Here is a 23345-nt window from a genome sequence, read left to right as displayed (position 1 = left end):
CCCATGGTCCCCGGCTGGCGCCCGGATGAGAATGTCAAGTTCCGTTTCAAAGACCTGGTCGTGGACACGGCGGGGCCCGCGGACATCGGGGTGGCCGGTGGCGTCAACACGATCGCACGCACGGTCGGGGGTGCGGTGGGCGCCCAGATCGCGGTCGCGGTCCTCGATGCCGCGGGCCCCGCCGAGGCCCCCGGTTTTCCCGCCGAATCCGGCTGCACCAGCGCTTTCGCCGTCTTCGCGCTGTTGGCCTGCGGTGCCCTCGGCGCCTCGTGGGCCATCCCAGGGAAGAGACACCGTGTCTCATCGGGTGGACACCAGGGCAGGCTGCGCATACCGACGGATTAGGCTTTCGTCCGTGGCTGAGATCCGGATTCCCGCTGACATCAAGCCCGCCGACGGTCGCTTCGGCTCGGGCCCCTCCAAGGTACGCACCGAGGCGCTGAGTGCGCTGGCCGCCACCGGAAGCTCTCTGCTCGGCACCTCCCACCGCCAGGCCCCGGTCAAGAACCTGGTCGGCAAGGTGCGCGAGGGCGTGCGCGAGCTGTTCCAGCTTCCCGAGGGATACGAGGTGATCCTCGGCAACGGCGGGTCCACCGCCTTCTGGGACATCGCGACCCACGGCCTGATCGAGGCCAAGTCCCAGCACCTGTCGTTCGGCGAGTTCTCGTCCAAGTTCGCCAAGGCCGCCAAGCTCGCGCCCTGGCTCGACGAGCCGACCGTGATCTCCGCCGACCCGGGCACGCATCCGCTGCCGCGGGCGGAGGACGGCGTGGACGTCTACGCCCTCACCCACAACGAGACCTCGACCGGTGTCGCCATGCCGCTCGAGCGGGTGGCGGGCGCCGACGCGGGCGCGCTGGTGCTGGTGGACGCGACGTCGGGCGCGGGCGGTCTGCCCGTCGACATCGCCCAGACGGACGTCTACTACTTCGCACCGCAGAAGTCCTTCGCCGCCGACGGCGGGCTGTGGATCGCGGCATTCTCCCCCGCCGCGCTGGAGCGCGCCGCACGGGTGCACGCCTCGGGCCGGCACATCCCGGAGTTCTTCTCGCTGCCGACGGCGATCGACAACTCGCTGAAGAACCAGACCTACAACACCCCGGCGCTCGCGACGCTCTTCCTGCTCAACGACCAGCTGGAGTGGATCAACGGCCAGGGCGGCCTGGACTGGGCCGTACGCCGCACCGCGGCCTCCTCGGGCGCGCTGTACGGCTGGGCGGAGGAGTCGAAGTTCGCCACGCCGTTCGTCACCGACCCGGCCAAGCGGTCGCAGGTCGTCGGGACGATCGACTTCAACGACGAGATCGACGCCGCCGCGGTCGCCAAGACGCTTCGGGCCAACGGCATCGTGGACACCGAGCCGTACCGCAAGCTGGGCCGCAACCAGCTGCGGATCGCCATGTTCCCGGCCGTCGAGCCGTCGGACGTGGAGGCGCTGACCGCCTGCGTCGACTACGTCATCGAGCACCTGTGACCGACTGACCTAAGAACCCGGGTAGGGGCCCGCGGCCGATTCGACGGCCGCGGGCCCCTGCGCGTACGTACGCTCTCAGCTGCTCAGCCGCTGGAAGCGGCGTACGGCCAGCGGCAGGAACACCGCCGTGAGGGCCACCGGCCAGACCACCGCCATCAGCGTCGCGTGCTGCTCCACCCAGCCGCCCCCGCCGGGGACCGGGTTGCCGAACAGGTCCCGGATCGCGTTCGCGGTCGACGAGACGGGGTTCCACAGCGCGATCGCGCCCAGCCAGTCGGGCATCATCGCGGGCGGGGTGAAGACGCTGGAGATCATCCCGAGCGGGAAGGCGACCGCGAAGAGGTTCCCCGCCGCCTGCTGGTTGGGCACCAGCAGCCCCAGATACACCCCGACCCAGATCAGCGAGGACCGCAGCAGGATCAGCAGCGCGAAGGCGCTCAAGGTCTCCGGCACAGCCCTTCGGTGAGGACCGCCCATTGCGCCGTGTCCAAAGAAACCATTGCGGAGACATCTCCCGCAGCGTCTCTAATCGGCTTGGGTTTCCTGGGTGATCCCAGGTGTTCGGGATCGCGCGGGAGGGTGACTCGGCCACGGCTGTCCCCGAGTGGGGGTGGTGTGGGCGTGGCGGTGGAAGCCTGCCCCGAGTCTGGCCCCGTTCGGCCGGTGTGGCCGTGCGGGGGTACCGATTGTGTTCGGTCCCTGCTGCCGTGAACACCGCTGGCTGCGGTGGGTCGGGTGCGTGGGGGTCCGCCCCGCCGGACGCTTGCCACCCGGCCGCGCCCTGGCTGGGGCACGGTTGTCGGATGGGGCGGGGACCCTGCGCCGCTTCCCGTGCACAGGGCGTTTGTTCGTGGGGCCGCTCTTGGTGCGGTCCCGGGTCTGCTGCTGGACCGTACTCGCGCGGTCCAGGGCCGGGGCGACCGTACGGATCACGAAGGTGCCGCCGGTGCGGTCGAGGCTGGTCTTGTGCTGGTGGGTCAGACCGCGGGCGCCGATACGCTGCCAGGCAGCGTTGTCCCGGCCGGTGCTGTACCCGCACGCGGGATTCGGGCACGACGCCCAGGCCCAGCCCGCCGCCGGGTCGTGGGGGGCTTTGAGGTGACGGAACTCGGTCAGACATCGGGGGCAGTACTTCGACGTGCCACGCGGCGGCACGATCACCACCGCGATCCCCCGGGCCGCGGCCTGGTGGCGGGCCTGGGTGACGATCGCGCCGCGCACGGTCTGGGACAGGCGTGTGTTGAGTGTGCGGCCTTTGCCGCGTGCCTGGATGTCGCGGAGGTCTTCGAGGTAGATGACCGTGGCTCCGGCGGCGGTCGCGTGGTCGGTCATGAAGCGGGCGGCGGCCCGGGCCAGCGCCGCGTTGAGCCGCCTACGCCGCCTCGCGACACGGTCCCGCTCGGCCGAAAGGACGGCGAGCTTTGCCACCAGGAGCGGGCTCGGGCGCTGGCCGCGCTCGTGTCGTGAGGTGATCAGGGTGCGCAGGCGGTCGATGCGGGCGCAGATGTGCTCGCCCAGGATGCGCAGCCGGTCGGCCTTGGCCAGTACCCCGGCCGCGCGGAAGTACACCGGACGCCCGTCGCTCACAACCCTGGGCTGCGTCTCGTTGCTGAGGTGGAGGGCACCGCCGGTGAGCAGCGTGTTGATTCCCCAGTCGAAAGCCACTGCGGTGCGGTGTCCGGTCCGCTCCGGCTTCGGGGCGGCGAGCGCGTAGGGCACATCGAGGAGGAGCCGTCCCTCACGGACGCGCAGGGTCGGCGGACACAGCACCGCTGTGGCGGGCACATGCGGCGGCAGCTTGAACCGGATACGTACCGGATGCCAGTCTCCCCGGCAGGCGGGCGCGGACCGGGTCGGCAGCCGCACCGTCAACACCCCATAGCGGAATGAGTCTTCCGGACAGCGTTCGATGATCGCGAGTTGCTTGTCGACCGCTGCCAGCACCACCTGCCCACTCCCACCCGGCGCCTGCTCGCACTCGGTCACATCCACCGGCAGCCGCCGGTGGCGGGCTTGGAACGCGGCGATCTGCCGTGTACGGGCCAGCAAAACACCGGTCGCCACTACCCCGCCGTCGGGCAGCGCGGCGCGCAGCGCCTCCCACTCCGCCACGGTGCGCCGGGCGGGATCGGCGGGCCAGGTCGCCAGGAGCGCGGCGGTGATCTCGGCGCGCCACCAGGCCGAACGCAGCACCCGCCCCGCCTGCTCCTGCGCGATCCGCACCACCCGATCCGGCACATACACCCTCTCCGGAATGGTCACCGTCCAGCCGAGCCGCCGCAGTGCCATCCACCCCTGCGACGGCAAACCGGCCCCCGACCGGTCGACTCCGGAGGCAAGCCGGGCCAGATCGCCCCCGTTCCAGTGCTCCTGAACCACGCCCGTCGCCAGCGACCCGACCAGAGCTGCAAGCCACCTGGCCCGCTCCACCAAAACCACTTCGCCAAGCTGCTCCCCGGTCGTCGCATCCACACCACGCAGCGCGCGGGCGCAGGCCGCCGCGACCTGCTGCACCTCCCCCTCACCCACCACAACCCTGCGCCGCACCCCACCCACCCCCTCACGCGCCCCGCCTCGCCACTGCCTGACGATCACATCAACGACCGAACCCCCGTACGAGTTACGCACCCGCATCCACCCCACCCGCGCTCTGGGGCACCGGCGAGCGGCCCACCCGCGGCCCCAAGCCCGGGCTGCCCCTGAAGCGGATCGTGATGGCCGCCGCCGTCGCCGGAAGGAATCGCCAGCGGCAGGTTGCGACACCGCCGAGAAGTAGACCCTCGCCCCCTCGAAATCAGCAGGGGATCAGCGGCGGATCACCGGCGGCGGAAGAGCGAGCGCACGCCGAAGAACAGGACCGCGGCGACGGCAAACGTCAGCGCGCCCTTGAGGAGATTGCCGTTCTTCTCCTTCTCCGAGACCGCACCGGCCCCCGTGGAGTCCCCGCCCCCGTTCTTCTTCTGCTCCTTCGCCGTCGCGTCCGGCAGCAGTTCCCCGTCCAGCTTCACCGCGGTCACCTTGCTGCTCGGGCCCTCCGTGCCGTACATCAGCGTGCCGCCGTCGGTCGTGAAGGTGACCGACTCGCCCTGCCGCTGGAGCGGCAGATCCGGCTCCTCCTTCAGATCTTCGAGCTTGCCGCCGCGCCATCTGAACTCCGCGGCGTTGAAATAGCCACGGAGCACGAGTCTGCTGGCGTCCGGGGCGAAGGCCCCGTCCGTCACCTCCATGCCGATGTCGTCGACCCGGCGGAAGATATTCGTCCCGGAAGGGGACAGCGTTTTCGGCCCGGCGTACAGTCCGCCGTCCTTCTGGCTCTTGCTGGCGATATAGGCTCGGCCGGTCTTGGGGTCGATCATCAACGCCTCGGCGTTGCGCGGGCCGTCCGCGTATTTCACGGTGTACTGCACCGCCCTGACCGTGGTGTTCTTCAGCGTCTTCGGCTCGGGGAAACGGTAGATCCACACATGCGACCAGGTCCCGTCCAGGTTGTCGCCGATATCGCCGACGTAGATGTCACCGTCCGGTCCGATCGAGATGGCCTCCACGTCGCGCGGGCTTCCGACGCCGCGCATGGTGACGGTCGCGACCGTACGCCCGGTCTTGCTGTCGACGGCGTAGACGTACGGGCCGTCGTCACTGTCGTTGTGCGTCCAGTAGACGCCCGGGTGGGCGCGGCTGGCCGCCAGGCCGCTGGACTCGGTGATCCTGGAGTCCTCGATCGTGAACGAGGACGGCGACGTGTGGTCGTCGGCGGCGGCCGGGGCGGCGGCGGACAGAACCACCAGCGCGGCGGCGCCGAGGACGGACGGAAGCGAACGCATGGGGCCAAGCCTGCCATCCTGGCCCGGAGCTGAGGGGGCGGCAGTCGGCCAGGGGCGGCTCCAGGGCCGCTACACCTGTCTGATTGACTTCGTCGAGAACGGGCAGATAACGAATAAGCGAGCACTCGACACCGACTCGACACACAAATTCATAATCTCCGGATTAGTTGTGCTGATCTGGAGATTAATTTTTGGAAATTTATCGGTCAATTGGCGGCAAAGCGGACCGCGGCGTTGCGTCGAAGAATAAACCCGCCCTACGGTCTGCCCCATGAGCAATTACGGTGGTTCCTCTTACCCGCAAACCGCGCCGCCCGCGCACGGGGGCGCTCCGGCGGACGCCGCGGTGCCCAAGGCATTCCCGATCGTCGCGATCGTCGGCGCGGTCCTCGTCCTGGCCTGCACCTGGGTGAACTGGGTGGTGGGCGAGGCCGGGGGCGAGACGGGCGGCGTCAAGGGCAAGGACGGCGATGGCGTGATCACGCTGATCGTCTCCATCGTCGCCGCACTGGCCCTGATCGGCGCCATGGTCACCAAGAAGGCGCTGCTCTACTTGGGCGGCGCGGTCCTGTCGCTGGTCACTGTGGTCTTCGCCGTGATCAACATGGTGGACCCGGCCCGCCTGGTCGCAGCGAAGTTGGAGAGCGAGGGGGCGTCCTCGGCGGAGGCCGAAAAGTACGCCGAGCAGGTCGTGAAGGCGGCCGACTTTTCCGCCGGCCCCGGCCTGTACATGGTGCTGATCGGCGCGCTGCTGACCGTGGTCTTCGGTGTCCTCGGCTTCATGAAGTCCCGCAACAGCCGATAAGAAACAATTAATTCGGCAGGCAGTATCCGAGAGCCCGCTTTTCGGCCGCATCCCGGCCGAGAATGCGGGCATTCGGATTTTCCGGGGCCGTCCGGAGTTTCCCCGGAGCGCCCAGCATTTCCCCGGACCATCCGGCGATTTCCCCCGGCCACCCGGCGCTATGATCACCGCGTGGCCGATATCTATGACCTGATCCTGTCGGTGAACCTCCCCGACACCCTCTCCGACGCCGAGATATCCGAGCTCCGCTGGCACCTTGGCCTCGCCCCCCAGCCCGCCACTCCCCTGTCCCTCGTGACCGACTACGCCGAACCGCTGATCGGCGACGACGGCCGACCGGAAGAAGACGAGCAGGGCAACTGGCTGATGAGTTACGAGCCGTACCCCGTCCTCGCCGCCAAGGGCCCCGCCCACCACGCCGGCGGCGTACTCCTCTCGGCCCTGGAGCCCGAGACCCGCGGCGGCTGGGCCCTGACGTCCCGCCAGGAGTTCCACCCCGATGAGCTCGACCGGGTGGACGAGCTCCTGCTCTGGCTGCATGAGCGGGCCGTCGACTCCCTCGCCTTCCAGTGCCATGTGCGCTTCTACGAGGAGGACACCTTCGCGCCGGTGTCCGTCACCGAAGGTGAAGTGAACTGGCCCTGAGCTGACCCGGCGGGCCCTTGATTAGAGCGCACTCCAAGGGCTTGGCTAGGTGTTCATGGAGTACACGCAGCTCGGACGTACGGGACTCAAGGTCAGCCGAGTAGTCCTCGGCACCATGAACTTCGGCCCGCAGACCGACGAGGCCGACAGCCACGCGATCATGGACGCCGCGCTCGACGCGGGCATCAACTTCTTCGACACCGCCAACGTCTACGGCTGGGGCGAGAACAAGGGCCGCACCGAGGAGATCATCGGGAGCTGGTTCGCGCAGGGCGGCGGCCGGCGCGAGAAGACCGTGCTGGCGACCAAGGTCTACGGCAACATGGGCGTCGACGGCGAGCCCTGGCCCAATGAGGACAAGCTCTCCGCGCTCAACATCCGCCGCGCGGTCGACGCCAGCCTCAAGCGACTGGGCACCGACCACATCGATCTGTACCAGTTCCACCACGTCGACCGCTCCACCCCCTGGGACGAGATCTGGCAGGCCATCGACGTCCTGGTGCAACAGGGCAAGATCCTCTACGCCGGCTCCTCCAACCACGCCGGCTGGCATATCGCCCAGGCCAACGAGGCCGCGCGCCGCCGTGGCTCGCTGGGTCTGGTCAGCGAGCAGTGCCTGTACAACCTGTTCGAGCGGCGCGCCGAGATGGAGGTCATCCCGGCCGCGCAGGAGTACGGCCTCGGGGTGATCCCCTGGTCCCCGCTGCACGGCGGGCTGCTGGGCGGGGCGCTGCGCAAGGAGCGCGAGGGCGGCGGTGCGCGCAGCACGTCCGGGCGCAGCGCCGACGTGCTGAAGAACAGCGCGGTCCGCGACCAGGTCCAGCGTTACGAGGACCTGCTGGACAAGCACGGCCTTGAGCCCGGCGAGGTGGCCCTGGCGTGGCTGCTGACCCGGCCCGGGGTGACCGGCCCGATCGTCGGCCCGCGCGTCGCCGAGCAGCTGAACTCCGCGATCCGCGCGAGCGAGCTGACCCTGAGCGAGGAGCTGCTGACCGCGCTGGACGAGATCTTCCCCGGCACGGGCCCCTCGCCCGAGGCGTTCGCCTGGTAGGGCTCGCAGTCACATACCGCCGTGGCGGCAGCGGCACGGCCGAGCCTCAGGCTCAGAGCCTCAGGTTCAGCCGAACGCTGCCGCCACGGCGACGACGACGAGTATCAGCACGAGCGCACCGCTCATGATCAGGTTCCTGGTCTTGGGATCCACGTCTCGAGGGTAACGGGACCGCTCAGTGGCCCAGCGGCCAGGCGGCCATCACCTCGTAGCGTGGCTGCGCGCCCGCGACCCCGGGCGTCGGCGGATGGCTGCGCACCAGGCTGAGCTCGGGCACCGTCCAGGCGCCGCTCTCGAAGTCTTCGAGCCCCGCCACATACGGCCGCAGATCCGCGCCGCCGCGGCAGCGTGCGAGCGTGAGATGCGGGTGGTAGGGGCGGTGCCGGTCCATAGGGAGCCCGGCCCGCCGGGCCCCGGCCTCGGCGGAGTCGGCCAGCTGCCCCAGGGTCGTCCGGTCGCCCTCGACGCCCACCCACAGCACGTTGTCGGAGAAGCGGCCGCCGCCCGCGAGCCGGACCTCGTGGGGCGGATGGCGGTGGGCCGCCCGCGCCAGCCGCTCGTGCAGCGCGGGCAGTACGCTCTCGTCGACCTGGCCGAAGAAGGCGAGCGTGAAGTGCCAGCCCGCGCGCTCGGTCCAGCGCAGCCCGTCCGCGCCCGGCAGCCCGCGCAGCGCCGCCACCCGGGCGGCGAGCTCGGCGACGACCTCCTCGGGGGGCAGCACAGCGGCGAAGAGTCTCATCCGCCCAGTCTCCCGCAGCGACCGCCCGCCCTGCCTGCCACAACCGCGTCAGACCGCCGCGGGCACCGGCTCCTCCTGCGCGTTCTCCGCGTTCTCAGGGGTTCGCGGTACGAAGGTGAGATGCGGGCGCCCCGGCCGCAGGTTCACCTTCATCCGCAGGCCACCGGCCCGTACGAGGATCAGGCCCACCGCCACCGAGGCCGCCGCGGAGACCAGGCCGCCCGCGGCGAAGCCGACCCGTGCGCCGTAGGTGTCGGTCAGCCAGCCCACCAGGGGGCCGCCGAGCGGGGTGCCGCCCACGAAGACCATCATGAACAGGCTCATCACCCGCCCGCGCATCGCGGGGTCGGTCGCCAGCTGGACGCTGGAGTTCGCCGTCACGTTGAAGGTCAGCGAGAAGATCCCGATCGGCACCATCAGCGCGGCGAACAGCCAGAAGGTCGGGGACAGCGCCGCCGCGACCTCCAGCAGGCCGAACATCAGCGCCGCGCCGACCAGCACCCGCTGTCTCGTCGTGGTCCGCCGGGCGGCCAGCAGCGCGCCGGTCACCGAGCCGACCGCTATCAGCGAGTTGAGCAGGCCGTAGGTGCCAGGTCCGGCGTCGAAGACGCCGTCGGCGAAGGCGCTGAGCCAGATCGGGAAGTTGAAGCCGAAGGTGCCGATGAAGCCGACCAGCACGATGGGCCAGATCAGGTCCGGGCGCCCGGCGACATAGCGCAGCCCCTCGCGCAGCTGCCCCTTGCCGCGGGGCGCGCGCTCGACGTTGTGCAGCTCGGCGGGGCGCATCATCAGCAGGCCGACGAGCGGGGCGGCGAACGACAGCCCGTTGAGCAGGAAGGCCCAGCCGCTGCCGACGGCGGTGATCAGCACACCGGCGACCGCCGGGCCCACCAGCCGGGCGGACTGGAAGTTCGCGGAGTTCAGGCTGACGGCGTTGCGCAGGTCCTTGGGGCCGACCATCTCGACGACGAACGCCTGCCGTGTGGGGTTGTCGACGACGGTGACCATGCCGAGCAGGAAGGCGATCAGATAGACATGCCAGACCTGCACAAGACCGCTGAGGGTGAGCGCGGCGAGCGCGAGCCCGCACAGCCCGAGCGCGGCCTGGGTGAGCACGAGCAGCCGCCGCTTGGGGTAGCGGTCGGCGATGACGCCGCCGTACAGGCCGAAGAGCAGCATGGGGAGAAACTGCAGCGCGGTGGTGATGCCGACCGCGGTGGAGGAGCCGGTGAGGCTGAGGACGAGCCAGTCCTGGGCGATACGCGACATCCAGGTGCCGGTGTTCGATATCACCGCACCCGTGGCGAACAGCCGGTAGTTGCGGATCTTCAGGGAGCTGAAGGTCCCGCCCCTGGTGCGCCCGGCTGCGGCGTCACCAGTGGGGTCGGTCACGGGGTCGGTATGGGGTGCGGGTGCGGAATCTGCTCCGGGTCCCGTACTCAAAGTGCGTTCGCCTCCAAGCGGCTCGTTTCCTCTTACATCTGCGCGAGCTTCTCCAAGACCGGCGCGGCGGCGCGAAGCGCGGCCCACTCCTCCTCGGTCAGCCCGCCGACCAGCTCGGCCAGCCAGGCGTTCCGCCTGCGCCGGCTCTCTTCGAGCATGGCCTCTGCCCGCTCCGTCGGCGAGACGACTTTCTGCCGCCGGTCCTCCGGATGCGGCTCCAGCCTGACCAGTCCCTTGGCCTCGAGCAGCGCCACGATGCGGGTCATCGAGGGCGGCTGGACATGCTCCTTACGGGCGAGCTCGCCCGGGGTGGCCGAGCCGCACAGGGCCAGCGTGCCCAGTACGGACATCTCGGTGGGGCTGAGCGACTCGTCGACGCGCTGGTGCTTGAGCCGTCGCGACAGACGCATCACGGCGGATCGCAGTGCGTTCACGGCGGCTGTGTCTTCGGTGCCACCATGGGACAGATCCGGCATGGTCTTTAGCATAACTCATTACCTCGTCTAATGAAACCTGCATGACGACCCGGTAACATATTCACCCATACGAGTGAGTCGGTTCCGGAAAGTGACGCAGCGAGACGCATGTCACGGGGACCCTGGCCGCATGGGATCGCCCACGGGATCGAAAGTGCTCAGCCTACGGATCGATGGCGAGCTGCTGGACCGGGTCCGGGAGCATGCCGCAAAACGCGGAATGAGCGTCCAGGACTATGTCATCCGGACGCTCATTCGCGAGGACTTCGACGAACGCTTCAAAACGTCCGTCGACGAGACGGAGCGCTTCTACGGCCGGGCCCCTTAAGGCCCCACCGGCGCGCCCGTATGTCTGTGTGCCGGGGTCAGCCGGACCCGAGCGGGTCAGCCGGACCCGAGCGCCTGCTGGATCGGGTGCAGCAGGAAGTAGACGAGGAAACACAGCCCGACCGCGCTCAGCAGCCAGGGCACCTCCCGCATCCGCCGGGTCGCGATCCGCAGCAGCAGATACGACAGCACGCCGAGGCCGATCCCATTGGTGATGCTGTATGTGAACGGCATCGAGATCATGGCCAGAAAGGCCGGGACCGCGATCGTGAAGTCGCTCCAGTCGATCTCCTTGACGTTCGCGGCCATGATCAGGAAGCCCACGACCACCAGCGCGGGGGTCGCCGCCTGCGACGGGACGACCTCGGCCAGCGGGGTGAAGACCAGCGCGAGCAGGAAGAGCCCACCGGTCACCACGTTCGCGAAGCCCGTACGGGCGCCCTCCCCGACACCCGCCGTGGACTCCACGAAGCAGGTGTTGGCCGAGGCCGAGCCGAAGCCGCCGCCCGCGACCGCGACGCCGTCCACCATCAGGATCCGGCCCATCCCCGGCAGCTGGCCCCGCTTGTCCGTGAGCCCCGCCTCCTCGCCGACGCCGATGATCGTGCCCATGGCGTCGAAGAAGCCGGACAGCAGCACGGTGAAGACGAACAGACAGCCGGTGAGGATGCCGACCTCATGGAAGCCGCCGAACAGGCTGACCTGACCGATCAGGCCGAAGTCCGGGGTGGCGACCACCTTGTCCGGCAGCTCGGGGGTGGTCAGCCCCCAGCTCCCGCCCGGGATATCAGCCACGGCGTTGATCACCACCGCGACCACCGTCATGGTCACCATGCCGAGGAGGATCGCACCGCGCGTCTTGCGGACGACCAGGACGAAGGTGAGCGCGAGCCCGGCCACGAAGATCAGCACCGGCCAGCCCTGCAGCTTGCCCTCGATGCCCAGGCCCATCGGCACGGTGGTGTTGGCCTTGTCCGGGTTACGGGTGACAAAGCCCGAGTCGACCAGGCCGATCAGGGCGATGAACAGCCCGATGCCGATCGCGATCGCACGGCGCAGCCCGCCCGGGATCGCGTCCATCACCCGCTGCCGCAGCCCGGAGGCCACCAGGAGCATCAGCACCAGGCCCGCAAGGACCACCATGCCCATGGCGTCCGGCCAGCTCATCTTGGGCGCGAGCTGCAGCGAGACCACGGCGTTGATGCCGAGCCCGGCGGCGAGCGCGATCGGGACGTTGCCGATGACCCCCATGAGCAGGGTGGTCAGGCCGGCCATCAGGGCGGTGGCGGTGACGAGCTGGGCGTTGTCGAGGTGATGGTGGAACTTGTCCTCGCCGCTCCCGAGGATGATCGGGTTGAGCACGATGATGTAGGCCATCGCGAAGAAGGTCGCCAGACCGCCGCGGACCTCCCGGGAGATGGAGGACCCCCGCTCGCTGATCCGGAAGAACCTGTCCAGGCCGTTTCTGGGGGGTGCCGGAGCCTGCTGCTTGGCGTCGGCCGGCGCGGTGGCCGAGGGGGACATGAAGTACCTCAAAGGTGCGTGAACATAACCAACGGGCCATTTTGGATGATCAGACAAGACAATCCAGCCAGACCCGGACCGTTTCAGTATGAATAGATGAAGTACAAAAACGCCAATCCCGGACGTTCGGTGACGGCCGGTGACGGTAAGCGAGCGGGCCGGGTGCGGGACGGCGCTCTCGCCGCCCCACACCCGGCCCGTAAGCTGTGCGCATGACGAAGTGGACCCCCAAGCACGAGGCCCCGGCGCCCCTGGAGGGCAATGTCGTCGCCACGATCACCGGTGGCACGATCGTGTGGTTCGTCCTCTTCCTGGTCCAGCTGCCCTTCTACGGCTGGTACGACGACCGCGGCCATCTGTGGTGGCTGGGGACCTGCCTGGCCGGCGGCGGCCTGGGGCTGCTCGGCATCTGGTACGTCCGCGCCCGCGAGGCGGCCATCCGCCGCTCCGGCGAGTCCTGAGCACCCTCGGCCCAAGGCCGCTTACTGCACGCCTTACTGCACGTCGATGAAGTCCCCGCCCGCCGTGGCCGGCGGGGTGGTCGAGGTGCCCGCGAAGGTCCAGCGGTACCAGCCGTCCTCCGTGGCGGTGACGGTCGTGTTCAGCGCCCCGCGGCTGCCCGTGTTCACCGTCTTGAGCGTGGTGTACGTGTCGCTGTCCCGCTTGCGGAACTGGAGCTGCGCGGGCTGGTTGGTGTAGCCCGCATAGGCGCCGGTCTCCCAGTTGGCGCGGGTCAGCGCGCCGGTCACGGTGAGGGTCTTGCCCTTCTTCACCGGCTCGGGCGAGGCGTCGACCGTCAGCTTGGACAGCCGCTGGACCGTGAAGGAGCCGGCCTGGTCGGAGGTGAAGTAGTCACCGTCCTTGCCGTCGACCCACGCGTTGACGTACCAGGTGCCCGCCGGGGTGTTGTCGGCGAAGTCGATCTCCGGGTCGATGGTGAAGGTCCCCGTGCAGGTCGAGGTGGTGGCGTCCGCGGCCGAGGTGACGCACGTCACCTTGGCGTCCGGCTGGAGGTAGCCGTACGACGGCCCGTCCAGGTAGAGCTCGGCGCGCTTGATGCCCGAGTCGTCCTTCGCGACCACCGCGACCTTGAAGGTCTTGGCGTCCGTCGTCCCGACGGGGATCCTCCCCGCGCCGTCGACCGTGACGTCTGTGATCGTGGTGTCGCCTAACCCGTCCGTCTTTGCCGCCTGGGCCGCCTCAGCCGCCGGGGCGGCCAGACCGCCCAGCGCGGTGGCGGCGGCGAGCATGGCGACGGTAGTGCGCTTACGCATCTGTCCCCCCACAGGACTGAGAGGGCCCGGCCGCGGGCATGCGGCAGCGGAGCCCGACAGGGAACAACCGTACGATCTTCACTGATCATTCACAAGCGCTTCAGTGGCCCCACGATTCTTTCCGGGTATGAAAGTTGCTCACTTCTCACGCCAACTGACCAGTAATGTGGGCTTCATGACCGGCCATGGTTTTCGCGCGGACCAAATCGACACCAGCAAGCCGCACTCGGCTCGCATGTACGACTACTTCCTCGGCGGGAAGACGCACTACTCCGTCGATACCCGGGCCGCGGAACAGGTCGAGGCCGTCTGGCCCGACGTCATCCCGTGGACCCGCGCCAACCGGGCCTTCATGCACCGCGCCACCCGCTGGCTGGCCACCGAGGCGGGCATCCGGCAGTTCCTCGACATCGGCACCGGCATCCCCACCGAGCCCAATCTGCACCAGGTGGCCCAGCAGGCGGCCCCCGCCTCCCGGGTCGTCTACGCCGACAACGACCCCATCGTCCTGGCCCATGCACAGGCGCTGATGCTCTCCACCCCCGAGGGGCGCACCGCCTACCTCCACGCCGACGTCGAGGACCCCGAGGCCATCCTGGCCGCCGATGAGCTGCACGCCACGCTGGATCTGAGCGAGCCGGTCGCGCTGTCCCTCAACGCGCTGATGCACTTCATCGGCGACGACCGCAAGCCGTACGACATCGTCCAGCGGCTGCTGGCCCCCCTGGCGCCGGGCAGCTATCTCGTCCTCTCCCACGGCGCGATCGACCCCCGCCCCGGCCTCTCCGACGCGGTCACCAACCTCTACCGCGCAAGCGGCATCCATGTGCAGGGGCGCACCCACGTGGAGATCACGGCCTTCTTCGACGGGCTTGAGCTCGTCGAACCGGGCGTGGTGATGCCGCACCGCTGGAAGCCGGAGACCGAGCGGGAGCGGGCGGAGGCGGACGCGCGGGATCTGTGGATCTACGCGGGGGTGGGACGCAAGGGGTAGCGACGTACGTGCTCGCCGCTACCCGAGGCTTCGGGTAGCGGCGAGCACGGCCCGGTCAGTCGAACCAGCGGGCGCGGGCCAGTTCGTCGGTGCGGGTCAGGTCTTCCAGGAGGGCCGCCACCTCGAAGCGGCGCGCCCACTGGCCCGCCGCCCAGGCCAGGCCCGCCGCCACGCCCTCCAGCGTCGAGGCGTGCAGCGTGCCGTCGATGTACCGCCAATCCAACTCGGTCCGCCCGTCAGGCTCGGCCCGCCCGTCAGGCTCGGCGCCGCCCTCGACCAGCAGCTCCTCGTGCTCGACGTACGACAGCGGGGCGCCCGGCAGCAGTTCGCGCACCGCCGCCGGGACCTCGTGCTGCTCGCCCTGGGAGACGACCGGGGCCGGGTACGCCTCGCTCAGCCGCCGCACCTGGAACAGCTCGGCCACCTCCGCCGCCCGCGTCGGCCCCACCGGCAGCAGCGCCCGGGCCTCCGCCTCGGCCAGCGGCATCAGGTCCGGCGCGTCCGCGACCAGCGCGTCCCCCGCGTCGACGACGCGCGGCTCGCCGTCGACCACGGCGCGCAGCTCGTCCGGCAGGGTCACCTGGTCGGGGTCCAGGTCGGCCAGCAGCCCGTAGACGGCGTGCAGCTGGGCGGGGGTCACCGGGCGGTCCTCGTCGGCCAGCCGCGCCAGCAGCTCCGCCGCCCCGCCCGGCTCGTCGAGCAGCGCGGCGACCGAGGTGCGTACGCCCAGCGCGCGCAGCACCTGCTCGTCCTCGAACCCGGCCGCGTCCACCGCCTCGTACAGACCGGCCAGCAGCGGGTCGCCCCCGGCCGCGCGCAGCCCGGCCGGCCGGCGCCCGTCGAGCACCGGGTGGCCGCGCAGCCACCAGGCGGTGTACGAGCGCACGACCTCCGTCGTGCCGTCCGGCAGCAGCACCCGCACCGGCGCGGTGAGCGCGTCGCGCAGCGGCGGCTGGGCGAGCATCGCCAGCGCCTTGGGCCAGGCGTCGTCGTCGACCAGATCCAGGTCCCGTACGGCGACGATCTCGGTGGCCACCGGCGGCACCGGGGTCTCGGGCAGCCGGTCCAGGACGTCCTCGCACCACACGTCGACCGCGTCCAGCAGCCCCACGTCGTCGGGCTCGGCGAAGTCCCCTTCGCGCGGTTCGAGCTCGTCCGGGTCCAGGACCACATCGGTGGCGCGCACCAGTGTGAAGCCCGCCAGTACCCCGGCCGCGGCCAGCGTCTCCTCGCCCCACCGCTCGGCGAGCTCGGCGTCGCACGCGGCCAGCTCGCCCTCCCGCATCACCTGCTCGAAGGCGCTCCCGGGGAAGACCAGCTCCCCGGCGGGGGCGAGCTCCCCCTCCTCGTCGGGCAGCGCCAGCGCGCCCAGCCACGGCTCGTCGCCGGGCGCGAGCCGGGCCTGCTGGACGAGGCCGAGGACCGTCTCGGCGAGCGTGTCGGGGTCGAGCGCGGCGGCGGGCGCGCCCTCGTCATCCGTGAACGGGTCGTACTCGTCCTCCGCCTCCAGCGAGTGCGCGACCGCGGCCCGCACCTGGGGCGTGGTCAGCACGGCCCGCGGGGTCGCGGGGGTCGCGCCCAGCTTCTCCAGCAGCGGGTGGGCCGCATCCGGGTGCGCGACCTTCAGGCCGAGACGCGCCAGGGTGCGGTGCCGGTCGTCGCCCTGCGCCTCGCCCTCGGCCTCCTCGCCCTCGCCGCCCGTCTCGCCCGGCAGCGGCAGCAGCACCTGCCGGGGCCCGATCGTCGTACGCCCGTCCGCCAGCGGCACCGGCAGCCCGGTGAGCCGGTCCGGGTCGGTGCCGCCCAGCGAGTCGTACAGCCGCCGCCACCACGCCGGGGCGCGCTCGACGCCCGCGAGCCGGTCGATCACCTCGCCGAGCGGCACCCGCGCCACGCCCAGCACCCGCAGCTCCTGCCGCCGTTCGAGACCGGCGGGCAGCAGCGTCGGGAACAGCTCTGCCAGCACCTGGACGGTCTCGGCGCCCGCGCCCTCCAGGATCTCGGCGTCCCGGGGCCGCAGCGCGTACGGCTCGCTTTCCGAGCCGCCGACGAGGACGTCGCCCAGGATCTCGTCGTCCCACCGCTCGGCCGGCGCACCGCCGCCCGGGTTCCCCGGACCGCCCTGCGCGGCGTCCGGGCCCAGCGCGTCCGGCGAGCCCAGCCAGCCCGTCTCGGTGCCACTGTCCGTCTCGCCACCCACTGGAGCGGCGGCGCTGGGCAGGAACGGCACGCGCGGCAGCAGCTCCAGAATTCGCCGCCGCAGCTCGCCGTCCAGCTCCCCCTTGCCCAGCGGGCCGGGGACCAGGCCGATCGTGCCGACCCCCACCGGGTGCCAGTCGCGCAGCAGCGCCGCGTACGCCTCGGCCGCCCGCTCCACCAGGAAGTCCGTCAGCGGCCCGGGGGCGGTGTGGCGGCGGGTCGGCTCCAGCGGGAAGGAGGCGATGAGCAGCGCGGGCACGCCCAGCGGCTCGTCCGTCGGCGTCGGTGCGTGCACCACCGGGGCCGTGTCCGGCCGCGCCGGGGCGCCCTCCGCGTCCACCGGTACCGCCCAGGTCACCGACCACACCGGCCGCAGCCGCTCCTCCACCGGGCGGTCGGCGAGCAGCGCGGCGTCCAGCGGGCCGCCCGCGGTCTCGGTCCGCCACCGGCGGGCCCCGCCCGTGGCGCCGGTGTCCTCGACGACCGTGTACGGGCCCGCCCCCTCCGCCCGTGTCTGCCGCATCGTCCGTACGCCCTCGGGCGTCTCGACCACGACCTCCGCCAGGCCCGGCAGGGTGATCAGCAGCGCGTCGTCGATACCGGTCAGCAGCCGCTCCACCACGTCCTGGGCGGCGCCGTCGCGCAGCGGCAGCACGACCACCGTGTCGTACCCCTCGGGCGCGGTGCCCTCGGCGGGCAGCGGCAGCCGCAGCAGCGGTACGTGCCCGTCGCGGCGGCGCAGCTCGTCCCCGAGGCCGGGGCTCGCCGCCGCCGCGCCGTACGCCAGCTCGCGCGCCTCCGCCAGCGACCAGCGCACACCGCCCGAGCGGCCCACGACCGCGGGCTCGTCGCTGACCGCGAGCACCGCCGCGAAGCCCACCCCGAACCGGCCGACCGCCGCGCCGGGCTCGTCCCACGCGGCGGTGTCCCGCTTCGCGGACGCCCGCAGCGTGGACAGCGACTCCACGCCGGCCGCGTCCAGCGGCGCCCCGGTGTTGGCCGCCGCCAGCACGGCGGGCTCGCCGTCCCGCGCCGGGTGCAGGGTCAGCCGCAGCCGGCCGGGCACCCCGGCCCGGGCGGCGGCGTCCGAGGCGTTCTGCGCCAACTCGACCACGAGGCGATCCCGGTGGCCGCCCAACGCCAGGTCCTCCTCGGCGTTGGCGTCCTCACGGAACCTCGCGGGCGAAGCGGCCCAGGCGTCCAGTACGCCGCGCCGCAGCCGCGCGGTCCCGAACGGATCCGCGTCCTCCGTCGCGCCTCGCACCATCGCCGTGCTGCTCACGTGTCGCCTCCGGGGTCCTGGTCGGGGACCGTTTGGGTCCGTCTGGGTCAGTCCCTGGGGATGCGTCCCGCGTCACCGAGTTCCCCCGCGGCCCGCCTTCCCCACTGCTGTCGCCGAACGTACCGCCACCTCGCCCTCGATCTCGCGGCGCCCTCCTGCCACAGCAGACGGGAGAGCGGGCGGGCGCCAAGAGGCGAGGCCCGGGGGGCCGATCAGGAACGGCCTCCGGGGACCGATCAGGAGTGGCCGAGCTCTTCCGCCGGTGCATCCGCCTCCACCGACCCCCCGGTCCGCTCCGCGGGCCCCCGCAGCGCCAGCGGCTCGACGATCGTCTCGTCGATCACGGGCGCCGCCGGACGCGGCGGCTTCGGCATCACGGCGGCCTCGGAGTGCGCCCCGCAGCCGTACGACAGGGACACCACGCGCCCGTCCGCCGGGCTGAACTCATTCGCGCACACCCCGAACGCCTGCCGCAGCGACCCGGCGAGCGGCATCAGGAAGCCGCAGGTCGCGCAGGACGCGGGGGCGGCCTGCGCCATCGGCGTCCTGGCGCCGAACGCATCGTCCCAGCGGTCCGCCGCGTCATACAGCCCGTAGCGGGACAGCACGCGGGCGCGGCGCATGCCCAGCTCTTCGGCGACCGCCGCGATGCTCCCGACCGCGGGCGGCGCCTCCTGTACGGCGGGCGCGCCCGCCGTCACATCGGCGTCCTCGACCGCTGCGAGCTGCTGCATCTCCTCCGAGACGATGGAGTTCGGCGGCGGGACGTCCTCGCCCGAGTAGCCGGGCTCCAGCCGCAGGTCCTCGGCCTCGCTGGGGAGCAGATCGCCCGGGCCCAGATCGCCGGGGCGCAGCCGCTCGCTCCAGGGCACCCACTCCGGCGCCAGCAGCGCGTCCGGTCCTGGCAGCAGCACCGTCTCGTCGACGGTGACGACCTTCGCACGGGAGGCACGGGTGACGGTCACCGCCCAGCGCCAGCCCCGGTAGCCCGGTTCCTGGCACTCGAAGAGGTGGGTGACGACGCGGTCCGCGTCGGCGACCGCGCGCACATGCGCGCCGACCGTGCCTGGATGGGCGGCTTCCGCCGCCGCCTCACGCGCGAGCTCGACCGCCTCGGCGCACAGGCGGTCGGGGGTACGGCTTCGCATCGCAGCACTCACAGGATCGATTCTCTCTTCCACGCCGTCGCAGCCGTTTGACGAGTGCGCCAGCCACACGGCCGGGACGCGGGAGCACGGACGGAGCGGACCATAGGACCGCGTCGACGTCCGCACCCGATCCGGCCTCGGGCGCACCTTGTATGTCTCATCCATTCTGCGGGATGGCGACTCGGCGCGTGGCCAAGAACGACCGTCGGTGGCGCGTAACGCACGCTACCCTGTCCGGCCCTCCCCGCCCCACCCCCGTCCGCCCGGAAGCCGTCCGGAAGCCTTGCGAAAGCGGTGGAACAAGCCACCCATGAGCCACCAAAGGGGAACGCATAGTTCCGGATGGCGGTCAGGGGCCTCACATACCGGCCCTGTTGGCTGCACCATGGTCGGGTGGAAGTCACGAGGTTCATCGGCGACGGCCCGATCCGACGGCATGGCCGCCGAATCGGCCGAGCCTTGCACCTCCCGTTCACCGCGACCGGCAGAGGCATCCGCCGGGCCACCCACGCCCACGGCGCCGGCGAATCCGGCCTCGGCAAGCTGATCGAGCTGCACGCCGTGAACTCCGCGGGCGACATGCTGATCACCGTCGCCCTCGCCTCCACCGTCTTCTTCTCCGTACCGACCGCCGAGGCGCGCGGGCGCGTCGCCCTCTACCTGGCCATCACCATGGCCCCCTTCGCCCTGCTCGCCCCCATCGTCGGCCCGCTGCTCGACCGCCTTCCGCACGGCCGGCGCGCCGCGATGGCCAGCGCCATGCTCACGCGGGCCGTGCTCGCGCTCATGATCGCGGGCGCGGTGGCGGGCGGCGGGCTCGAGCTGTACCCGGAGGCGCTGGGCGTGCTGGTGGCCTCCAAGTCGTACGGCGTCGTACGGTCCGCCGTCGTGCCACGCCTGCTCCCACCCCGCTTCTCGCTGGTCAAGGCGAACTCACGGGTCACGCTCGCCGGGCTGCTCGCGACCGGTCTGGCGGCGCCCGTCGGGGCCGGGCTGCACCAGATCGGGCCGAGCTGGCCGCTGTACGGGGCGTGCGCGGTGTTCGTCGGGGGCGGCTTCCTCTCCTTCACGCTGCCGCACAAGGTCGACTCGGCGAAGGGCGAGGGCAAGGTGCAGCTCACCTCCGGTGAGCACCATCTGCATCTGCCGAAGCCGACACACTCGGCGAGCGATAAAAGCGACAAGGCAAGCGATACGGATGAACAGGTCAACAAGACGGACAAGGTGGGCGACAAGGCCCCACGCCGCGTCGGCCTGCGCAACGTCAGCCCCTCCGTGCTGCACGCCCTGGAGGCATGCTCCTCCCTCAAGACGCTGTCCGGCTTTCTGACCTTCTTCCTCGCCTTTCTGCTCCGCGAGCACCCACTGGGCGGGCTGTCCCCCGAGATCTCGCTCGGCGTGGCCGCGGTCGCGGCGGGCGGCGGCAACGCGCTGGGTACGGCGATCGGCGCCTGGCTGCGGGCGCGCGGGCCGGAGCGGATCATCGCGGTGGTGCTGACCTCGGCCCTGGGCGTGCTCATCGTGTCGGCCGCCCTCTACAGCGCGGTCATGGTCGCCGTCGTGGCCGCGACCGCCGGGTTCGCGCTGGCGCTGGCCAAGCAGTCGCTGGACGCGCTGATCCAGCGCGATGTGCCCGAGCGGGTCCGCACCTCCGCCTTCTCCCGCTCGGAGACCACGCTCCAGCTGGCATGGGTCATCGGTGGGGCCGTGGGCATCGTTCTCCCGCTCAGCGGCGCGCTCGGTATGGCGGTCGCCGGGGCGATGATCGCGCTGGGCGCGGCGGCGAGCGTACGGGGGCTGCTGGCGGCCGCACGGCAGGGAGCGACACACCCCCGCGTGGCTTGATCAACCCAGCCCGGTAGCCTGCCCGCATGACCGCTGCGCTGTTTACCAGGGGCAAGGGCCGCCGGGCCGCCACCGCCGCCTGTGCCGTGTCCCTTGGGATCGTCGCCCTCTCCGCCTGCGACAAGCCGACCCCGCTGGCGACGGTCACGGTCGGTTCGAAGACCGTGACGACCGAGGCCGCCAAGGGCTGCTACAAGGACGACAAGGTCGTCGCCAAGTCCGAGAAGAAGGTCACGGCGTGCCTGACCGCGAAGCCCGAGCAGTCGCTGTCGGTCAGCCCCGGTGAGAAGGTGCGGGTCGGCGTGGACCCGAAGATCGCCGAGTCGGGATGGCTCGTGATAAGCGAGGCCCACGGCGTCATCAACGGCCAGTCCAAGAAGACCTACCGCAGCCTCGACAGCGACAAGCTGTTCGAGCAGACGAACCCGCAGACCGGCCAGACCACCACGCTCGACAGCGTGACGATCGTGGTGGTGGAGACCGGCAAGAACAGCGGGATCAAGGGCGCCTGGCCGATCAAGCTCACGCGGGACGCCTGACACCCGGCGTCTGACAACCGGCGTCTGACACCCGGCGTCTGACACTCGGCGTCTGACAACCGACGCCTGACCGGGAGATCCGCGAGATCCAGGAGATCCGGGAGCCGCTGATGCGCGTACTCGTCGTCACCGCCGTGCCCGCCGAGCGGGACGCGGTGGTACGTGGCGTCGTCAGCGCGACAGAGACAGCGACCGAGGCCGAAGCCGCCGAAACTGCTGAAGCCAGGGTGTCCGTACCCGGCGGGCGGACGCTGCACCGGGTCGTACGCCCCCCGCTCACCGTGGACGCGCTGGACGCCGGGGTCGGCCCCGCCGCCGCGGCGGCGGCGACCGCCACGGCCCTCACCGCCGCCGAGCTCGGACACACGCCGTACGGGCTCGTCGTCTCGGCCGGCATCGGCGGCGGCTTCGCCCCCGCGCCCCTCGGCTCCGTCGTCGTCGGCGAACCGATCGTCGCCGCCGACCTGGGCGCCGAGACCCCCGACGGCTTCGCCGCCGTCACCGAACTCGGCTTCGGAACCGTCGAACACCTTCCGCCGCCCGCGCTCGTACGGGCCGTGGCCGAGGCGACGGGGGCGGTGCGCGGCGCGGTGCTCACCGTCTCGACCGTGACCGGCAGCGCCGAGCGCGCCGCGGAGCTGCGCCGACGGCACCCGGGCGCCGCCGCCGAGGCGATGGAGGGCTTCGGGGTGGCCGAGGCCGCCGCCGCGCACGGCGTGCCCGTTCTGGAGCTACGGGCGATCTCCAACGCCGTCGGCCCGCGCGACCGGGCCGCCTGGCGGATCGGCGAAGCGCTCGACGCCCTGGCGAGCGCCTTCCGTCACCTCCCGCCCGCCCTCGCCACCTGGAAGGGACCCAGCAGATGACCGCCCCCACGCCCCCGCGGCAGAGTCCGCGGTCGACGCCGCAGCCGCTGAGCATCGCGTACTCGCCCTGCCCGAACGACACGTTCGTCTTCCACGCCTGGGCACACGGCCGCGTCCCGGACGCGCCCGCGATCGACGTCACCTTCGCCGATATCGACATCACCAACGGCATGGCGGAGCGCGGCGAGCGCGATGTGCTGAAGGTGTCGTACGCCGTTCTGCCGTGGATCCTGCGCGACTACGCGCTGGTGCCCTGCGGCGGCGCGCTCGGGCGCGGCTGCGGTCCGCTGGTGCTCACCAAGGAGCCGGGGCGGGCCAAGGACCTGGCCGGCAAGACGGTCGCCGTGCCGAGCGAACGCTCGACGGCGTATCTGCTCTTCCGGCTGTGGGCGGCCGGTGAGGTGCCGGGCGGGGTCGGCCGGGTCATCGTGCTGCCGTTCGACCAGATCATGCCCGCCGTACGGGACGGCCGGGTCGACGCCGGGCTGGTCATCCACGAAGCCCGATTCACCTATCAGAACTACGGTCTGCACTGCCTGGCTGACATGGGCGAGCACTGGGAGCTCACCACGGGCCTGCCGATCCCCCTCGGCGCGATCGTCGCGAAGCGGTCGCTGGGCGCCGAGCGGCTGCGGGCCATCGCCGAGGCCACGCGTACGTCCGTACGAGCGGCCTGGGACGACCCGACGGCTTCGCGCGGATACGTCCTGGAGCACGCACAGGAGATGGACCCGGCGGTCGCCGATCAGCACATCGGGCTCTACGTGAACGAATTCACCGCCGACCTGGGCGAGGACGGCTACGCCGCGGTGCGCGGGCTGCTCACACGTGCGGCGGCCGAGGGGCTGGTGCCGCCCCTCGGCCACAACGCGCTGGAGTTCGTCTAGCCGGAA

Annotated in this window: 21 protein-coding genes and 2 pseudogenes; 13 read left to right on the top strand and 10 right to left on the bottom strand. The window is 71.4% G+C overall.

Annotated elements, in window-relative coordinates:
- Positions 1-3 precede the first annotated feature (3 nt).
- Together ACH4U7_RS24695 and serC are read left to right on the top strand one after the other, a co-directional pair.
- A complete protein-coding gene (locus ACH4U7_RS24695; RefSeq protein WP_398530010.1) occupies positions 4-345 on the top strand; it encodes a hypothetical protein in 342 nt (113 codons plus the stop codon).
- A gap of 10 nt (positions 346-355) precedes the next feature.
- Positions 356-1474: a phosphoserine transaminase gene (gene serC, locus ACH4U7_RS24690; protein ID WP_398530009.1), complete on the top strand. Its 1119-nt coding sequence runs from the start codon at positions 356-358 to the stop codon at positions 1472-1474.
- A gap of 75 nt (positions 1475-1549) precedes the next feature.
- On the opposite strand, the pseudogene ACH4U7_RS24685 reads toward serC, so the two are convergent.
- A pseudogene (locus ACH4U7_RS24685) lies at positions 1550-1918 on the bottom strand (ABC transporter permease); the annotation flags it as partial.
- A gap of 81 nt (positions 1919-1999) precedes the next feature.
- Positions 2000-4108 (bottom strand): transposase, encoded by a 2109-nt coding sequence (locus ACH4U7_RS24680; RefSeq protein ID WP_398530008.1) that lies wholly within the window; start codon positions 4106-4108, stop codon positions 2000-2002.
- Positions 4109-4122: 14 nt separating this feature from the next.
- Between ACH4U7_RS24680 and ACH4U7_RS24675 the strand changes: the two are divergent.
- Positions 4123-4197 (top strand): annotated as a pseudogene (locus tag ACH4U7_RS24675) (TetR family transcriptional regulator); the annotation flags it as partial.
- Between the two features lie 93 nt (positions 4198-4290).
- Here ACH4U7_RS24675 and ACH4U7_RS24670 read toward each other — a convergent pair.
- Entirely contained in the window at positions 4291-5295 is a 1005-nt protein-coding gene (locus ACH4U7_RS24670) for a hypothetical protein (RefSeq protein WP_398530007.1), read from the bottom strand.
- 271 nt (positions 5296-5566) lie between these two features.
- On the opposite strand from ACH4U7_RS24670, the gene ACH4U7_RS24665 reads away from it, so the two are divergent.
- From ACH4U7_RS24665 to ACH4U7_RS24655, 3 genes are all read left to right on the top strand, one after another.
- Positions 5567-6100: a Trp biosynthesis-associated membrane protein gene (locus tag ACH4U7_RS24665; RefSeq protein WP_398530006.1), complete on the top strand. Its 534-nt coding sequence runs from the start codon at positions 5567-5569 to the stop codon at positions 6098-6100.
- Between the two features lie 171 nt (positions 6101-6271).
- The gene (locus tag ACH4U7_RS24660) at positions 6272-6745 is read left to right on the top strand and encodes a hypothetical protein (protein ID WP_398530005.1); all 474 of its coding nucleotides are present in this window, start codon (positions 6272-6274) and stop codon (positions 6743-6745) included.
- Between the two features lie 55 nt (positions 6746-6800).
- Complete coding sequence (locus tag ACH4U7_RS24655) at positions 6801-7796, top strand: aldo/keto reductase (protein ID WP_398530004.1); 996 nt, start codon at positions 6801-6803, stop codon at positions 7794-7796.
- Positions 7797-7971: 175 nt separating this feature from the next.
- On the opposite strand, the gene thpR is transcribed toward ACH4U7_RS24655, so the two are convergent.
- The 3 genes from thpR to ACH4U7_RS24640 are packed head-to-tail and all read right to left on the bottom strand — an operon-like array spanning position 7972 to position 10454.
- Positions 7972-8535: an RNA 2',3'-cyclic phosphodiesterase gene (gene thpR / locus ACH4U7_RS24650; protein WP_398530003.1), complete on the bottom strand. Its 564-nt coding sequence runs from the start codon at positions 8533-8535 to the stop codon at positions 7972-7974.
- A gap of 48 nt (positions 8536-8583) precedes the next feature.
- On the bottom strand, positions 8584-9978 hold the full coding sequence (locus ACH4U7_RS24645) for an MFS transporter (protein WP_398530002.1): 1395 nt from the start codon (positions 9976-9978) through the stop codon (positions 8584-8586).
- Positions 9979-10010: 32 nt separating this feature from the next.
- On the bottom strand, positions 10011-10454 hold the full coding sequence (locus tag ACH4U7_RS24640; protein ID WP_014177489.1) for a MarR family winged helix-turn-helix transcriptional regulator: 444 nt from the start codon (positions 10452-10454) through the stop codon (positions 10011-10013).
- Positions 10455-10584: 130 nt separating this feature from the next.
- Between ACH4U7_RS24640 and ACH4U7_RS24635 the strand changes: the two genes are divergently transcribed.
- Complete coding sequence (locus ACH4U7_RS24635; RefSeq protein WP_014177490.1) at positions 10585-10782, top strand: ribbon-helix-helix protein, CopG family; 198 nt, start codon at positions 10585-10587, stop codon at positions 10780-10782.
- A gap of 56 nt (positions 10783-10838) precedes the next feature.
- Here ACH4U7_RS24635 and ACH4U7_RS24630 read toward each other — a convergent pair whose 3' ends face one another.
- On the bottom strand, positions 10839-12305 hold the full coding sequence (locus ACH4U7_RS24630; protein WP_398530001.1) for an NCS2 family permease: 1467 nt from the start codon (positions 12303-12305) through the stop codon (positions 10839-10841).
- A 212-nt stretch (positions 12306-12517) separates the two neighbouring features.
- On the opposite strand from ACH4U7_RS24630, the gene ACH4U7_RS24625 reads away from it, so the two are divergent.
- Complete coding sequence (locus tag ACH4U7_RS24625) at positions 12518-12766, top strand: DUF2530 domain-containing protein (RefSeq protein WP_398530000.1); 249 nt, start codon at positions 12518-12520, stop codon at positions 12764-12766.
- 33 nt (positions 12767-12799) lie between these two features.
- On the opposite strand, the gene ACH4U7_RS24620 is transcribed toward ACH4U7_RS24625, so the two are convergent.
- On the bottom strand, positions 12800-13579 hold the full coding sequence (locus tag ACH4U7_RS24620; RefSeq protein WP_398529999.1) for a calcium-binding protein: 780 nt from the start codon (positions 13577-13579) through the stop codon (positions 12800-12802).
- Positions 13580-13754: 175 nt separating this feature from the next.
- Between ACH4U7_RS24620 and ACH4U7_RS24615 the strand changes: the two genes are divergently transcribed.
- Positions 13755-14573 (top strand): SAM-dependent methyltransferase, encoded by an 819-nt coding sequence (locus ACH4U7_RS24615; RefSeq protein WP_398529998.1) that lies wholly within the window; start codon positions 13755-13757, stop codon positions 14571-14573.
- 55 nt (positions 14574-14628) lie between these two features.
- Here the strand turns inward: ACH4U7_RS24615 and ACH4U7_RS24610 are convergent, their stop codons facing one another.
- Positions 14629-18039, bottom strand: coding sequence for a sacsin N-terminal ATP-binding-like domain-containing protein (locus ACH4U7_RS24610; protein ID WP_398530234.1), 3411 nt, complete (start codon positions 18037-18039; stop codon positions 14629-14631).
- A gap of 251 nt (positions 18040-18290) precedes the next feature.
- On the bottom strand, positions 18291-19202 hold the full coding sequence (locus ACH4U7_RS24605; protein WP_398529997.1) for a DUF3027 domain-containing protein: 912 nt from the start codon (positions 19200-19202) through the stop codon (positions 18291-18293).
- Positions 19203-19595: 393 nt separating this feature from the next.
- Here ACH4U7_RS24605 and ACH4U7_RS24600 point away from each other — a divergent pair, with 393 nt between their 5' ends.
- The 4 genes from ACH4U7_RS24600 to ACH4U7_RS24585 all read left to right on the top strand — a co-directional run bounded on the left by ACH4U7_RS24600 (position 19596) and on the right by ACH4U7_RS24585 (position 23339).
- Positions 19596-21047: an MFS transporter gene (locus tag ACH4U7_RS24600; protein WP_398529996.1), complete on the top strand. Its 1452-nt coding sequence runs from the start codon at positions 19596-19598 to the stop codon at positions 21045-21047.
- Positions 21048-21073: 26 nt separating this feature from the next.
- Positions 21074-21586, top strand: a complete 513-nt coding sequence (locus ACH4U7_RS24595) for a hypothetical protein (protein ID WP_398529995.1) — start codon at positions 21074-21076, stop codon at positions 21584-21586.
- A 110-nt stretch (positions 21587-21696) separates the two neighbouring features.
- A complete protein-coding gene (locus ACH4U7_RS24590; protein ID WP_398529994.1) occupies positions 21697-22452 on the top strand; it encodes a futalosine hydrolase in 756 nt (251 codons plus the stop codon).
- Positions 22449-23339: a 1,4-dihydroxy-6-naphthoate synthase gene (locus ACH4U7_RS24585; protein WP_398529993.1), complete on the top strand. Its 891-nt coding sequence runs from the start codon at positions 22449-22451 to the stop codon at positions 23337-23339. The genes ACH4U7_RS24590 and ACH4U7_RS24585 overlap by 4 nt, the downstream gene beginning before the upstream one ends.
- The last annotated feature ends 6 nt before the right edge of the window (positions 23340-23345 follow it).

Source organism: Streptomyces sp. NPDC020845 (genome assembly GCF_044334165.1).
GTDB lineage: Bacteria > Actinomycetota > Actinomycetes > Streptomycetales > Streptomycetaceae > Streptomyces.
The sequence above is the reverse complement of the archived record's forward strand: the minus strand, read 5'-3'. Positions and strand labels throughout refer to the sequence as shown.

Coding starts and splice junctions, on each gene's coding strand:
- ACH4U7_RS24665 (WP_398530006.1), top strand. CDS start 5,567: ATGAGCAATTACGGTGGTTCCTCTTACCCGCAAACCGCGCCGCCCGCG.
- ACH4U7_RS24610 (WP_398530234.1), bottom strand. CDS start 18,039: ATGGTGCGAGGCGCGACGGAGGACGCGGATCCGTTCGGGACCGCGCGG.
- ACH4U7_RS24620 (WP_398529999.1), bottom strand. CDS start 13,579: ATGCGTAAGCGCACTACCGTCGCCATGCTCGCCGCCGCCACCGCGCTG.
- ACH4U7_RS24585 (WP_398529993.1), top strand. CDS start 22,449: ATGACCGCCCCCACGCCCCCGCGGCAGAGTCCGCGGTCGACGCCGCAG.
- ACH4U7_RS24630 (WP_398530001.1), bottom strand. CDS start 12,305: ATGTCCCCCTCGGCCACCGCGCCGGCCGACGCCAAGCAGCAGGCTCCG.
- ACH4U7_RS24615 (WP_398529998.1), top strand. CDS start 13,755: ATGACCGGCCATGGTTTTCGCGCGGACCAAATCGACACCAGCAAGCCG.
- ACH4U7_RS24695 (WP_398530010.1), top strand. CDS start 4: ATGGTCCCCGGCTGGCGCCCGGATGAGAATGTCAAGTTCCGTTTCAAA.
- ACH4U7_RS24595 (WP_398529995.1), top strand. CDS start 21,074: ATGACCGCTGCGCTGTTTACCAGGGGCAAGGGCCGCCGGGCCGCCACC.
- ACH4U7_RS24625 (WP_398530000.1), top strand. CDS start 12,518: ATGACGAAGTGGACCCCCAAGCACGAGGCCCCGGCGCCCCTGGAGGGC.
- thpR (WP_398530003.1), bottom strand. CDS start 8,535: ATGAGACTCTTCGCCGCTGTGCTGCCCCCCGAGGAGGTCGTCGCCGAG.
- ACH4U7_RS24670 (WP_398530007.1), bottom strand. CDS start 5,295: ATGCGTTCGCTTCCGTCCGTCCTCGGCGCCGCCGCGCTGGTGGTTCTG.
- ACH4U7_RS24605 (WP_398529997.1), bottom strand. CDS start 19,202: ATGCGAAGCCGTACCCCCGACCGCCTGTGCGCCGAGGCGGTCGAGCTC.
- ACH4U7_RS24590 (WP_398529994.1), top strand. CDS start 21,697: ATGCGCGTACTCGTCGTCACCGCCGTGCCCGCCGAGCGGGACGCGGTG.
- ACH4U7_RS24640 (WP_014177489.1), bottom strand. CDS start 10,454: ATGCCGGATCTGTCCCATGGTGGCACCGAAGACACAGCCGCCGTGAAC.
- ACH4U7_RS24680 (WP_398530008.1), bottom strand. CDS start 4,108: ATGCGGGTGCGTAACTCGTACGGGGGTTCGGTCGTTGATGTGATCGTC.
- ACH4U7_RS24635 (WP_014177490.1), top strand. CDS start 10,585: ATGGGATCGCCCACGGGATCGAAAGTGCTCAGCCTACGGATCGATGGC.
- ACH4U7_RS24655 (WP_398530004.1), top strand. CDS start 6,801: ATGGAGTACACGCAGCTCGGACGTACGGGACTCAAGGTCAGCCGAGTA.